The following is a 14017-nucleotide window of genomic DNA, read 5'->3' as shown; positions in this document are numbered from 1 at the left end:
GAAAAGGAGTAGCCATGAACTTGTATTCTCACATTTCTGCGAGTGTCGCGTGCTTAATTATTGCCGCAGCCGTCACCCTCAGCGGGTGTGGACAAGGCCAGAGCGGCGGTCAGTCGTCAAAATCAGCTGCCACAGGCGAGTCGCACGAACATCCCACGGAGGGCCCACACCACGGCTCTCTCATCGAGTTGGGCAACGAAGAGTACCACGCCGAACTCCTGCATGATGAGCACGCTGGGACCATCACCGTGTACATCCTAGACTCTGCCGGAAAGCAAGCCATTCCCGTGGACACCAAGGAGTTGACGATCAATCTCAGCCACGATGGGCAAGCAGAGCAGTTCTCTTTGGCTGCGAGCCCAGAGGCTGGCGATCCCCCAGGTCAATCGTCACGGTTTGTGTCGTCCGATGCAGAGCTTGCTGAAGAACTCGACCACGAGGGCGTCCAAGCCCAGTTGGTCGTTTCTGTTTCAGGCAAACAGTTGCGAGGGGTCATCGAGCATGACCATGACCACGAAGGGCATGATCATTAGTTCGATATCACTCAATGGTCTTGCGACTACGGCGGGAGAGCGAGACTGCGGTGGATGCCCCCCGCTCGTTGCCGCACTCGCTTTCCCGTTTTTGATTCACCCAATGAAATGGATTGCCGACGATGAACTACTTGACGGTTAATGCTTCGGTGCCGCTGTTATCCGCTATGATGACGACTGTGCTCCTCTCCCACTATACAAGGGCGGAGGAAGCTAATAGTCAGCACGAGAATAGCAAAGTGTCCCACGCAAAAGAGCTGTCGCAAGAATTTCGCAGCGCAGCAGAGCTGGTATCGCCTAGTGTCGTTCTTGTCGAGACACTGCGAGGGCCGCGTGAAACACCCCAATGGCGACTGCATGAACAACGGCAAAGAAACCAAGATATTTGGCAAACGCACTCCTCGCCAGATTTTCCTTATGTATCAGGCGATGAACGTGGTTCTGGGATCATTATCGACCGCTCTGGTGTCATCCTAACTTGCAATCACGTGGTTGCCGGTGCAGATGTCATCTTTGTCACCCTGCCGGATGGTCGCCGATTCGAGCCTGTCGAGGTCCTTTCCGACTCTGGTCGCGATGTGGCCGTTCTGAGGATAGAAGCCGGTGCAGAACTGCCTGCCGCAAGCCTTGGGAATTCCGATGCCTTGCAATTGGGAGATTGGGTTGTCTCAGTCGGCAATCCTTACGGTCTGGAGAGGTCGGTTAGTACGGGCACAGTAGCGGCAACCGAACGCCACACCCCTCTCAACTCCACGCCGTTGATTCAAAGCGACGCCTCTTCCAATCCAGGCAGCTCGGGTGGGGCACTTGCGAACTTGCAGGGGAAGATTGTGGGAATGCTCGCAGGCAGCATCGGCGTCGATGACGGGTTCCAAGGCATTGGACTAGCGATCCCAATTAAGGCGGCTAAACAAGCTGCGGATAAGCTGATGCAACAGGGTGCCCCAGAAGGCGCCTACATGGGCTGCGACATACAGCCTATCTCCCCCGCGATGGCCCGTCAGTTAGAGCTGCCCAAATCGGGTGGCCTCTACGTAATGTACGTGGCGGACAACACGCCAGCCGCGAATGCAAAGTTGCAGGTGGGCGACCTGATTACGCATTTCGACGACCAGCCGATCGACGAGCAATCTCCGTTGCGACAGGTCGTTGACGAACCTGCACCAGGCGAACCGCATCGGATGACCGTTTTTCGCGATGGACACGCAGAAGACGTAAGCATCGTTATGGACCATCGGCCTGAAGGTCAACATCCCTCGAGACATGTTCAGCAGGCTCACCAACATGAACCGCCGCAGGAATTTTGCAAAAGGTTCGGGCTGTGTGTCGATGAGCTGCATCCTGACACCACAGAGCTGCTGGGCTATCAACCGGATACAACGGGAGTGCTCATCACGAATGTGAAGATCGCAGGAGTAGCCTATAAGGACGGGATCGCTGCTGGGATGGTTGTTCTGCGACTCAATGACCGCGCGATCCGCAACATGGACGATTTTCTGCGAGTGACGGAGGAACTACCTAGAGACAAACCCGTTTTGATGCTTATCGAGTCACCCGAGAGACGCTACCTAACGGTGCTTGGTAGATGATACGTAATAGAGACATCGTGATTGGCCCACTTTCTTGAGAGTCCTTGGGGAACTGGCGGATGCGGTAGTCTCAAGAACACGTAATGCAGGAACGCTAGATGCCACAGAAAGCTCGACTTAAAATTGATTTCGTCCTGCCAGACGTGCCCGATTCACAGGACGCTTGCGTTGATCGCCTGAGAAGATTGCTAGATGCAAAAAAGGGAATCGACTCAAGTCATGTGGTCGAATCATCAGAGGACACCAATGGCGAGTTCTGTATCCACTACAACCCCAACGTATTGTCGCTGGCTGAAGTCCGAGACCTGTCTCAACAGATCGGACTGGAGCTGGGACAGCGATTCGGCCACTACCACACAGAACTTCAACCGATGCACGCAAGACGGGCGAGTGCCATCGAGTCGCGTCTGGCGCGAGTCAATGGCGTACTGGAAGCGGCCGTGTCAGTAGAAGGTGGCGTGCGAGTTGAATTCGATCGAACCATCGCAAACGAAAGCGTCATCCGCGAGGCGCTTGGCAACTGGTCGAGGTCGCAGCCAGCGATCGCTGGAGAACGATTCGATGAAGGCCATCAAGAGGACCACGATCACGCAGATCACGACCACGCTCACGGTGGCATCTTCGGACAGAAGACCGAGCTATTCTTTGCAATTCTCTGCGGTCTATTCTTGCTGATTGGCTGGCTGCTTAAAACATTCACTGGAGTAGATGAATGGATTCCCGTTACTACGTTCATCATTGCGTACTTCTTTGGCGGCTACTTCACGGCCAAAGAGGCAATCGAGAAGATTCGTAGCGGCAAGTTCGAGATCGATTTCCTGATGCTAATCGCAGCCGCAGGCGCCGCAGCTTTGGGGGCCTGGGCGGAAGGCGCCTTGCTGCTCTTTCTGTTCAGCATCGGTCATGCCCTGGAAGGCTACGCGATGGGTCGAGCCAAACGGGCGATCGAAGCCCTTTCGGAGCTGGCCCCACGAACAGCGCGCGTCCGTAGAAATGGACAAGAAACAGAAATCGCCGTCGAAGAGCTTCAAGTCGAAGACATTGTGATCGTGAAGCCCGATGAACGCATTCCTGCGGATGGATTCGTCATCGAAGGCGAAACGAGCGTCGATCAAGCGCCTATTACCGGCGAGAGTGTGCCCGTGGACAAGCAACCAGTGGGCGATCGTGATGACGCCGCCGCCGATCCCGAGTCGGTTGCCGCCGAGCATCGGGTGTTCGCAGGCACGATCAATCAAGCGGGAGCCATCGAAGTTCAAGTCACCAAAACGGCGGCTGAGAATACACTTGCCCGTGTGGTAACGATGGTGAGTGAAGCGGAAACACGGGTATCACCGACTCAAAAGTTCACCAAGCGGTTTGAACGCTACTTTGTGCCGTCGGTTATCGCTATCGTCCTGCTACTCTTGTTCGCGCCTCTTGTGCTGGACGAGTCATTCAGCGAATCGTTCTACCGGGCGATGGCGGTCCTCGTCGCCGCCAGTCCGTGCGCATTGGCGATCGCAACGCCAAGTGCGGTGCTGAGCGGCGTAGCGCGAGCTGCGCGAGGCGGCGTCCTGGTTAAGGGCGGCGGTCCGCTGGAAAGTCTTGGCAGCCTCGACGCGATCGCTTTCGACAAAACCGGCACGTTGACCGCGGGAGAGCCAAAAGTAACCGATGTCCGACCAGCCGAAGGCGTTGACGCAAGTGACTTGTTGCTGACAGCCATTGCTGTGGAAAGCCTCAGCAAGCACCCCTTGGCGAAAGCGGTGGTTCGTGACGGGCGATCGAGAATTGACGAGTCACGAGTTGCAAACGCCACTGACTTGCAAAGCGTCACAGGTCGTGGCATTCATGCGAATGTCGAAGGGGAGGCTGTTTACATAGGTAAAGACGAGCTGTTCAGCGAAGTCGGTGGCGCTCCAGTTCCTGACGCCATCCGTCGAGTGGTCGAATCGCTGGAGAGCGATGGCCGCACCACGATGATCGTGCGTCGCGGCGACCGTTACCTGGGCGTCATCGGGCTGATGGACAAGCCGCGCGAAGCGTCCAAACGCACGCTGCTCCGACTGCGGGAACTGGGCATCAAACGGATGATCATGATCTCGGGCGACAACCAGCGAGTCGCCGATGCCGTCGCTAAAGAGGTAGGGGTCGACGAATCCCGTGGCGACCTGATGCCCGACGACAAGGTCGCCGAGATCGAGCGCCTGCGAGGCGAAGGGGGTGTCGCAATGGTGGGAGACGGAGTCAACGACGCCCCCGCCATGGCATCCGCGTCGGTAGGCATCTCGATGGGGGCGGCCGGTAGCGACGTGGCTCTCGAAACAGCCGATGTCGCCCTGATGGCCGACAACCTCGAACACCTCCCGCTAGCAATCGGACTCAGTCGGGCCACTCGGCGAATCATCCGTCAGAATATATGGATGAGTCTCGGCATGGTCGCGTTCCTCGTGCCTGCGACGATATTCGGGCTCAACATTGGTCCTGCAGTGGCCCTCCACGAAGGCAGCACGCTAGTGGTTGTCTTTAACGCGCTGCGATTACTCGCTTACCAATCAGAACGCTGAGAAAGGACTCATAGTATTCCCTGCTGCTGGAGCAGGTGACTTCGCCGCATCGGTGAGGACACCGATGCGAGTTCACTATCACTTCAGCTGAATGAAGTTGGACCAGCTTCGGCGTCTTTGCCGAACCGCCAACTTGCTGAGGTGGCCGCGAGTCCAGGACACCGTTGCAGGTACGCGACACCGCTAAAGCCTCTCGCCAAGAGGGAAGGAAGGTAGGCCCGGAGGGACTCGAACCCCCGACCAAGGGATTATGCTTACCAGCTACGGCTTTCGCCGCCCCTTTCGGGTTTGTGGTCTGGACTGTCTCTTCTCTTTACGAGTTCGCCGTACAGTCTCTACACCTTCCCACCCCCACACCTTGCGTGTGACGGCGGGCTTGGCTCGGGATTAGCCTATCGCTGCGGCATCCAAGACGACGCTACGACTTAGCCTTCCCCGAATTTGACGAATTCTACCAAAGCCCTCCCAAGGGAAGGCCAAGGCAACCCAGTTGCTTCAAGCCATGCGACCGGTTGGTCGTTTAGGCTCCTTGCAGTTAAGTCCCCTGCTCTAACCGACTGAGCTACGGGCCCATCCTTTCTTCAACTCGCTGAACACTGTTCCGGAGCGGTCGCCGCTCGGGAAGCCCCGATTGTAGCCGATTCCGACGCTGTCGGCATCTGCCCCCGGCGCCACGCGTGCCGGGGAGCCTTCCATTCCCTTCCAAGGCTGTCGCTGATTCCGGCGCGGACCTTCGTCGAGCGGCGCGTAGGCCGCTGCGATCTGTTTACGGGCCCGGTCCTCGTCCACGCCCGCGATGTGCCGCCACAGCCCTCGCCGCACCATGGCCGCGAAGAACCCGCACGGGTTCTCGGCGCCGCAACGCTTCGCCCGCTCGGCGGCGGCGAAGAACGAGAGCTTTCCCGCCTCGGTGCGACTGACCAAGCCCGCCTTCCCCGCTTCTTCAAACAGCGCTTCGAGTCGCCTCGGGTCGGAGAGGTCCGCAGGGACCACGTTTCTCAGAATCGGTTTCGTAGAAACACCAGCATCGAGTTCTGGTCTTTGAATCCTCAAAGAGGGTTCATGGTGAATAGTAGGGGCTGCCGAATCGGCGTCATTTCCCTCGCGTTGGGCTGCCGTTTCGTGACCTCGGTCGGGCCGTCGCCAGGCGAGGTCGATGACAAACCGCGCCCCCAGACGGCCCCCTTGTCGGCCATCCTCGACCGGCCTGAGCCAGCCTAGCTCGATGAGCCTCTGACGGCTGCGATGCACCGAACGCTCGCCAACGCCGAACTGTTGGGCGACCCATGACGCCGTGCAAGCGCCGCCCGACCGAAGCTGCTTCGCGTCACGTTGATAGTAGAGGCAGCGCGCGGCGTGCCCGATAACGGTCGCCACGTCGGCCGCCGTCCCTTGCCGAGCGAGATGACGCAGCACTCGTCGCGGCACGGGAATGCGGGCGCGGCCGCCAATGACTTCGCCCTCGCGCCGTCGGAAGCGAACCGTCGATTCGCTCCACTCAATCGACCCACAATGAATGAGCCGCCTGCGGGAGCTGCTGGCTCTCCGGGCTTCCGGGGTCCCGGTGAGCCGGGCCAGTTCCAGGTCCGAGTAGGTGGGTCTGCGTCGCTCGGTCGCGGCTCGGCGTCGCGCCATCATCTCGTGCAGCGCCAGCCACGAGCGGACATCCACGAGTTTCAGGTCGTTTCGCTCGTAGCTTCGCCAGACGTTGGCCAAGGCGGCCGAGTCGATGAAGGCGAAGCCCCCGGCGATTCGGCCTTCCTGCATCCACGGGGCGGGACGGAATTGGCCGCGGTTGGTTGATTTATTCATCTCTGCTCCTTGCACAGAACAGAGTCGGCGCGGACGTGCGGTCGCTGCTTGACGACGCCCCGCAAAATGTGCGAACGTCGAAGCGTCAACTGAGGACCACGCAGCGGGAGCGCTCGACGGCTCCTACCCGCTCGCTCGGGCCTGCTCTGTTTCGTTTCCTTCAAAATGCATCAGCACGCGACGTCCCCAAGGGCGTCGCGTCTTTTTCTTTGATGCGCAGTCTCTTGCGGACGATTGAAGAACGTCTCGCATCCCAGCGCAAGAGGTCAACTTGCTCCGGGACTCCGGACCCCCGTCGCGACCAGCGGTCCGGGGTTCCGTTTCGCCTGTTGCCATCCGGCCCGCGGTCGTGCTACTCACTCCTCAGGCATTGAAGGAGAACCAGTATGGGAGAGCACGACTCGATACTTCACGACCCGTTGGCGACCACCATCGTTATCGGCAACCAAAAAGGGGGCGTCGGCAAGAGCACCAACGCCTGTCACCTGGCGGCGGCGCTCGGGGAGCGGGGCCGGATGGTGCTGCTTATCGACCTCGACCCGCACGCGGGCGCCACCAAGCACCTGGGCGTCCCCCCGGCGAGCTACGCCGGAACGCTGGAACTGCTCTGCGGCGAAGACGACTTGGCGTCGCTCGCCATCCGTGAGGGGATGCCCGATGGGGTGGAGCTGGTCGCCGCACGCACCGAACTGGCGGAGCTCGAGAAACGGGTCTCCAAGTTCGTCGACACGACGCGGCTCTTGGAGCAGCCGCTGCGCGACGCCCGCAAGTCGTACGACTACATCCTGCTCGACACGCCCCCGGCGGCCCGCTCGATCGCCACCATCGCCGCGTACTCCGAGGCGGAGTGGATTCTGCTCTCGGCCTTCCCCCATCACCTGTCGGTCGAGGGGCTGACCGAGGCGTTCCGCGACATCAACGACGTGCGTCGCTACCGCAACCACAAGCTCGAAGTGCTCGGCATCCTGCTCTCGTGCGTCGACCGCCGGGTCCGTCGCAGCCGCGAGGAAGTCGAACGGCTCGTCGCTTCGGCGCTGCCGGGGAGGGAACTCGACACGTCGATCTCGCAGGCGGCCGTGTTGCCCGAGTCATCGGCGATGGGCAAGACCGTCTTCCAGCGTTACGAGTGTCGGGGGCACCTAATCGTGCGGCAGTATCGCCGCCTGGCTGCCGAGGTCGAGCACCGCGTCGCGAACCGCCCGCAGTTCCTGGCGGGCCAGCTCGACCCGCTCGCTTTCCGCATCCCAGAGCACGTCCGTTCGCTGGTGCGTCCTGCGGTTGACCTGCTGCCCGCTTTGGAGGTCAACGCCCCCGCCAAACTTAAAGTGCTGAACTAGGGGGTGCGTATGGCCAAGGGTCTTTCGAATGGGACGCCGTCGAGCGCCGTGGCTTCCGACCTGCTGCATGCGGCGCGTGCTTGCGTGGCGCCGCCGTCATCGCCGCCTGCCGAGTCTCCCACGAGGAGCAAGCCGTGCAACGTGCGTCGTGAGTTCGCGATCCCGCCCGAGCTGGATGAGTTGCTGGGCTATGAGATCGTGCCCGCCATCCGGCGGCGGACCGGGCTGCCGGTCAACCGGAGCACCGTGGTGCGGGGACTGCTCACAACGCTCGCCGAGCTTTGGCGAGAGCGGCGGCGAGTAAACGCTTCACTCCCTGTGCCCACCAAGGACGCCGACCACGCGGCCGCCCTGGTGTTGGCTGAACTCTTTTCAACTGCTTCCGCATCCCCTGGGGAGCGGGAGGAAGTTGAGTAGCTCGATGAAGCTGCTAGCCTTCCGCCGTGGTTGCAGGTTGTGGGCTGATCGTCCCGCTTCCATTTTCTTGTTGCGAGTAGAACCGACACCGCTGGCGAGTCTCGCCGAGTCGCCGACCGATGGCGATTGCACGAGGCTGGCGGCGTGCAGCACCTAGCTAGCTTTCGAAGGTTCTGAGCGTTCGCTCAGAAGGTTCTCTCTGACGTCCGTCTCCGGCGTCTGGCCCATCGTGCCACAAGGGTCAAGGGCCGCTCGGCCCTATCTCTCTGTCGAGAGGGGTCTCGCTGCTGCTTGGGCCTGCGGCCCAAGGCTTCCCCTTGACCTCTTGTGCCCTCAGGCCAGGCGAACGCCGCCGACGGGCTCTTTCCTTACTCGTTTTCGTTGAGTCTGTCGGCTCAATGAGAAAGGAGCACTTGCGATGAAGAAAGATGATGCGAAGAAGATGAGCGACCAGGCCCTGGCCGAGTTGGCGAGCCAGCTTGAGCAGGGGCGCACCGAGGAGTACGCAAAGTACCTCGATGCGATGAGCCGGTTCCACAACTACTCGTTCGGGAACTGCATGCTGATCGCTCGGCAGAAGCCGGACGCGACCCTCGTGGCGGGCTTCCATGCTTGGAAGCGGCACGGGCGGAGCGTCAAGAAGGGTGAGAAGGGGATCTGCATCCTCGCCCCCATGGTCGGCAAGAAAGACGCGGACGAGAGTGACGAGCGGGAAGTATTTGGCTTCCGCGCGGTCCATGTGTTCGACGTCTCGCAGACCGACGGGGAGGAGATGCCCGAGCCGAACCGGCTCTCCGGGGAACCGGGCGAGCTACTGGCTCGGCTCCACCAGGTCGTGATGTCGTTTGGCATCGCGGTCTTCTACGACTTCTTCCCAGACGCCTACGGTGTCTCCCTCGGGGGACGCATCGGGTTACGGGAAGGGCTTTCGCCCGCGGAGGAGTTCAACACCTTGGCCCACGAGCTGGGGCACGAGCTGCTTCACAAGAAGGTGGAACGACTCCAGCTCTCTCGTGGCGTCAAGGAGTTGGAGGCCGAGTCGGTTGCTTATGTCGTGACGCGGGCCGCCGGGCTTGCCAACGCGATGAAGCACTCGGCCGACTACATCTGCTCGCACAAGGGGGACGCGGAGATGCTCTCCAAGTCGCTCGAACGGGTGCAGAAGGTCTCGACGCTCATTCTTCAGTCGCTCGAATCGGTCGAGTTGCTCGAAGTGAGTGAGGTCGCCTGAGGTTCTCTTCCCTTGAGGTTCTGGAATTTGGCTGCACGCCGCCGGAGCCTCAACCTTTTCGCTTCGCCCCCTACGACCTCGGCGTGGCGCTCGACCCGAGGAGAGTTGCTGTTTCGCGGCTCAGCGGGCGTCGGCAAGAGCATTCTTGTTTTGGGTTGCAAGTCGTTGTAGCTCATCTGTTTAGGCGGATGTCGGCGCTCTGGGGCGTCATTTTCCGCTAGGCGTCAGCCCTTCGGCGAACGCCTTTATTCGCCGTGTGAAAGCTCTCTTTCACGGTCTCGGCCGCCGCTCGATGCGGCCTGGCGGTAAGCACGGGCGACGGGGTCGCTCGCGAGTAGTCTTGCATCAGCCGCGAGCTGCGGTCGCCGCCCCTCGGGACTCGCACTGCAACGGCAGGTTGGGAGGGGGGGGTGGCGAGACGGTGTGGCTCGATGACGGCCTGGCCGTCTTTCGCGTTTCGTCCGCCGGGGGCCCCTGAGGTGAGCCCCGACGGACGAAACGCTGCGACGGCAGGCGAGAAGCCTTTGGCAAGACTCCTTGTTGAGAAGACGGCGCCCGAGTTGATGCGTAGCTCAAAGCACAACGCGAACCACGCTCAGCCGCCCGCGAAGGCGGACGGGGAAGGTTTGCCGCGTTGGCTCACGGTCGAGCAGATCCGCAAGTTGCAGCGGATGCGGCGCGAGAACGTGGTCGAGGCGATGGAGTCGGGAGAGTTGCCGTATGAGCGGCGGGGGCGGATTCGGTACGCAAGGCTCACCGACGTGCTCGCGTGGGAGGAGCGGCGGCTCAAGCCGGAGGCGAAGCCTTGCTCCGCAAACATTCACAGCTCACTGCTCGACCTGGCGTAAGCACGGCGCAGGCCGTTCGCCGCCGAGCGAGTATTCGGGCAACGACCGGAGGAACTCAGACGATGCAAGAACCGAACATGGTCTATCACGCTTGTCACCGCTGCACGGCGAAGTTCTACAGCCCCGTCGGTCTCGACTCGTGTCCGCGCTGCGGCGCGTGCGACTTGCTAGAGGGACCGTCGGAGCCGCCTTGGCAGAGACCGCCTACGCCGCCGCGCGAAAGCTCAGAAGCGGCGGAGTCATGCGACCACACGCCGCAAGCTTTCAATGAACAGGGCGGGCTGGTCGGGAGCTGGCGCATCGACGACTCCCAGCGTCCGCCGAGGGTCGTCTGCTCCCAGTGCGGCAAGTTCTACGGCTACCTCCGCGACGACCGGCGGCTGCAAGAGCGTCTCGAAGCGGCGTATCGCCAGCAGCAGCAGCGCCTGTCGTGTCCGGGGTGCGGGGAGGAGCCTTTTGTGGGGTGAGTCGTACACGACTTACGGAGAACAGTCAGGGAAAGAAGGACTAGCGCCTTCTTTGACAAACCAACCCTTTCACGCCACATTTTCGTTTCGCAGGTGGCTTGAGGTTCTCTTTCCTTGAGGTTATGGAATTTGGCTGCACGCCGCCGGAGCCTCAACCCTTTCTGCTCAACTCGTACGCGGGTGTACCCCCACAAGTAGCAGGAATATGCGGCACTCTTCAAGAACTGAATCTCGCGAAATGACGCGTCGCGATGATGTTACCCCCAGAAAACGCAGAGGATTATGGCCCTCGACGTTAAAGACTTTCCGAAAACGGGTTAGGAGCGGGAGAGTTTCCGGCTCACTAATGCACGTTCTGACAGCACGTCGATGAGTGCATCCTATGCAGAGCGATGTCGCATGCTCATGCCTAGAAAGCCAATGAAAATCAGCGTGAGTGAAGTTGGCTCTGGGATTGGCACCGTACCGGTTCGGATGACCATACCATCCCCAGCACCACTTACAACGTCGAGACGTACGGCGTCTAAGGCAATATCTGTTTGCAATCTTGCTTGTGTCGAAATTGCTGAACTCGATGTGACATTTCCAAACAGCGTATTCGTTGCGTCGTTCCACGTAGGAAGTGGGACTGAGAGGCCATTGACCTCAAAGATGTCAACTGACCAGTCAACGGCGGTCTCAACTCCCCCGACAAGTCCCGTGAACACGATTGACGACCCGGGCTCAAGATCACCAATCTGAAAAATCCCCTCTGCCGGAAGGCCACCTAGGTTCACAAATTCATAAAGAAGCGTAAACGTGTTTTGGCCACTTCCTACAGGATTAGTGGCGAGCCCGTTACTCATAGCGAACGGAGTGCCACTCAGGAATGCTCCCGACAATAAGTCGAATGAAGCATTTACCGTTAACTCGCTGGAGCTACCTTGCCCCGAACGGTCACCGGGTGACCAGTTAGGGAACACCACCCACTCAATTGCTTCGGAGTCGATATTCTGCGCCAAAGCCGGCTCGACCCAACAAACAGCAAACAATAATGCAGGTACGTACAGCAACACTAGTTTGGCGTTATCCATGAGATGTTACTCCCGTTCATCGATGTTCACATCGTAGTGGTGATGGCTCACCGTGAATATTAGCGCTGGGATAGTCCCCACGTTAACACATCTGGCAGCAGGGCCGACTTTTTTCGTTGTCTTTGCTGTGGCGACGGTCAGTTGGAAGCGCTGAGTCTGTATCAACGTGAGCGACCCGGCAAGCCATCGCGAATGATGACATCACTCACGTGTCATTGCTGGCAATGTCACTTGCGGACCGCGGCCTCTTCTACGGCCAGTGCGAAAACCTGGAGCACGAGGTCCATGCGGTCGGTGACGCCGACCCGCGCGAAGACCCGCGTCAGGTAGGTCCGCACCGTAGGAACCGTAAGCCCCAGGGTCTCGGCGATATCGCGGTCCTGTTTGCCGCAGAGGATCAACTCGACGATCCGCTTCTGCTGCGGCGAAAGAGCGAGCCGCTCTGCCACCCGCTTCCAGGTGGCGGCGTCACAGGGGAGTTTTGGGGGCGGCGTTTTCTTGCCAGTGGCAGGACGGCGGGCGGACATCGAACAGCTTCCCGAAAACAAAAACAGGGCGCCGAACCAAGTACGCTCCGCGAACCCCCGCCAAGGGGTATAGAGAACGTGCCCTGGCCGGCGCCCCTTTCGGGGCGCGGCTTCAAGGCACTGCCTCTCTATTGAGAATTTGGCGGTTTTCGCGGAAGCAGCGCTTTGACGCTCGCGCGTCAGTTCGGATTGTCGGCCCAGGCGCTTTCGCGCGAGGGCTGCTGTCATTCTAAGCGATGTCATCGGGAGCGTGAACGCCGCAGTGAGGACCTGCGGGGCAGGGCCGGGATCTCGGACTGGGTGGCTGCCGCCCTCGCGCTGGCACGGACCGGGCCGGGCGGGCGCCGCGGGCCCCTCCCGCGGTGGCCATCCTGGACGGCGACCCGCCGCTTGGAAGGGGAGCTTTCACGCCGACTTCACCGAAGAACCGGGTTGGGCGGCCTTCGCAACTGGCGGGAGCGGCGGCTCGTTGGCCGTCGGTGGCGATCGCTGGCCGGGGAATCGCAACCGGGTGTACTCACGAGACCGTTGCTAGACGGTCAGAGACAAGAATGGTCGAAGACGCATCCCATATATCGCAGTGTTAGCGACCACAACTTCCCGGTTGCATGCCGTCGGACCCGGCTCTTCAGCTTCGTGACAGCTGGTTGATGTGCCCTCGCTGAATGGATCTTGTTTCGATGACCTCCGCCAACTCCGCCGTGCTCGCGACCGTTGACTCAAACGGCTTCACGATCCGTCGACGAAAACGGATGACGTCGGCGGGGATGATAGAGAGTCCCGAAGCCTTTCGCTTCGAGTTCACGCGACGGAGCAGTTCGAGCATCTGCTTGCGGACCGGGGCGTACGGTTCGAAGCCGAGGTTCCAGAATCGCCAGCGGAACCATTCTTCTCGTCGGCAGCAGGCCTGGCCGACCAACTCCGCCGTGAGCTGTGTGTAGAGACTGCGGGCAATCTGAACACGCACGCGGTGCTTCCGGTCTCGCTCGGGGCTACCAAGTGGGTTCGCCTGAGTCCGTTTCAAGACGTTCCCGCCCTGCACGTACTTGATGGAGTAGCCGAGGGCGATAATGGGTACCTTCCAGCAATCGCGGATGTTCCCCGCCTCGCACTCGAAGAACTCGTGCTGGCCTTGCGTTGCGAGTAGGAGCGCGAAGCGACCGAAGCGGATGTACTGGAGGTTCGCCAGGCCCTTGTCCTTGCGGCGGAACCGTTTGCCGGAGTCCATCGCCACGCCGTACCAGCCGATGAGCTTCTCGTCGACTCGCTCCGGTTCCTTGCCGTCGGGAATCCAGACGGGCACGAAGAAGCGGTAGCCACGGTTGACGTAGCTTGTCGCCACTTGCTGAATGAAGCCTTCCCGGCTCGCTGCCAGGTAGCGATAGTCTTCTCTCAATCATCATCCTTCGATGGCGGACGCCTTCCGGCACTTTGCTCCTACTTCGGCGGCGGTTCGCCCGCAGCCAATGGCGTGCAACGCTGTTATGGCTCCATCGCCCTCTACGGTGACTAATAACCGACCGGAGCCCTCGGCCAAGTCACTTGGATTCTTCGGGGCGTTCAGAACCTGCTGTCTCATCTTGTTCCTCCTCGGTCACGACGTGGAGGGCTGTGGGACGAGAGAACCCCGGAAT

The 14017-nt window shown here is 60.6% G+C and carries 12 protein-coding genes; 8 read left to right on the top strand and 4 right to left on the bottom strand.

Features of this window, described 5'->3' with window-relative positions:
• The first annotated feature begins 14 nt into the window (after nt 1–14).
• From KF688_01245 to KF688_01235, 3 genes are all read left to right on the top strand, one after another.
• The gene (locus KF688_01245; GenBank protein ID MBX3424279.1) at nt 15–533 is read left to right on the top strand and encodes a hypothetical protein; all 519 of its coding nucleotides are present in this window, start codon (nt 15–17) and stop codon (nt 531–533) included.
• A 122-nt stretch (nt 534–655) separates the two neighbouring features.
• A complete protein-coding gene (locus KF688_01240; protein MBX3424278.1) occupies nt 656–2122 on the top strand; it encodes a trypsin-like peptidase domain-containing protein in 1467 nt (488 codons plus the stop codon).
• Between the two features lie 98 nt (nt 2123–2220).
• Nucleotides 2221–4671 (top strand): heavy metal translocating P-type ATPase, encoded by a 2451-nt coding sequence (locus tag KF688_01235; protein MBX3424277.1) that lies wholly within the window; start codon nt 2221–2223, stop codon nt 4669–4671.
• 549 nt (nt 4672–5220) lie between these two features.
• On the opposite strand, the gene KF688_01230 is transcribed toward KF688_01235, so the two are convergent.
• On the bottom strand, nt 5221–6483 hold the full coding sequence (locus tag KF688_01230; protein MBX3424276.1) for a hypothetical protein: 1263 nt from the start codon (nt 6481–6483) through the stop codon (nt 5221–5223).
• Between the two features lie 386 nt (nt 6484–6869).
• On the opposite strand from KF688_01230, the gene KF688_01225 reads away from it, so the two are divergent.
• The 5 genes from KF688_01225 to KF688_01205 all read left to right on the top strand — a co-directional run bounded on the left by KF688_01225 (nt 6870) and on the right by KF688_01205 (nt 10783).
• A complete protein-coding gene (locus KF688_01225) occupies nt 6870–7820 on the top strand; it encodes a ParA family protein (GenBank protein MBX3424275.1) in 951 nt (316 codons plus the stop codon).
• A gap of 141 nt (nt 7821–7961) precedes the next feature.
• Nucleotides 7962–8237, top strand: coding sequence for a hypothetical protein (locus tag KF688_01220; GenBank protein MBX3424274.1), 276 nt, complete (start codon nt 7962–7964; stop codon nt 8235–8237).
• 418 nt (nt 8238–8655) lie between these two features.
• The gene (locus KF688_01215; protein MBX3424273.1) at nt 8656–9468 is read left to right on the top strand and encodes a hypothetical protein; all 813 of its coding nucleotides are present in this window, start codon (nt 8656–8658) and stop codon (nt 9466–9468) included.
• Between the two features lie 563 nt (nt 9469–10031).
• Nucleotides 10032–10316 (top strand): helix-turn-helix domain-containing protein, encoded by a 285-nt coding sequence (locus KF688_01210; protein MBX3424272.1) that lies wholly within the window; start codon nt 10032–10034, stop codon nt 10314–10316.
• A gap of 62 nt (nt 10317–10378) precedes the next feature.
• On the top strand, nt 10379–10783 hold the full coding sequence (locus KF688_01205; GenBank protein ID MBX3424271.1) for a hypothetical protein: 405 nt from the start codon (nt 10379–10381) through the stop codon (nt 10781–10783).
• 380 nt (nt 10784–11163) lie between these two features.
• Here the strand turns inward: KF688_01205 and KF688_01200 are convergent, their stop codons facing one another.
• The 3 genes from KF688_01200 to KF688_01190 form a co-directional block, all read right to left on the bottom strand.
• Nucleotides 11164–11856 (bottom strand): hypothetical protein, encoded by a 693-nt coding sequence (locus tag KF688_01200; protein MBX3424270.1) that lies wholly within the window; start codon nt 11854–11856, stop codon nt 11164–11166.
• 227 nt (nt 11857–12083) lie between these two features.
• On the bottom strand, nt 12084–12383 hold the full coding sequence (locus KF688_01195) for a helix-turn-helix transcriptional regulator (GenBank protein ID MBX3424269.1): 300 nt from the start codon (nt 12381–12383) through the stop codon (nt 12084–12086).
• A gap of 628 nt (nt 12384–13011) precedes the next feature.
• Entirely contained in the window at nt 13012–13779 is a 768-nt protein-coding gene (locus tag KF688_01190) for a hypothetical protein (protein MBX3424268.1), read from the bottom strand.
• Nucleotides 13780–14017 lie beyond the last annotated feature (238 nt).

The sequence above is a fragment of the Pirellulales bacterium genome, from assembly GCA_019636345.1.
Lineage (GTDB): Bacteria > Planctomycetota > Planctomycetia > Pirellulales > Lacipirellulaceae.
The sequence above is the reverse complement of the archived record's forward strand: the minus strand, read 5'-3'. Positions and strand labels throughout refer to the sequence as shown.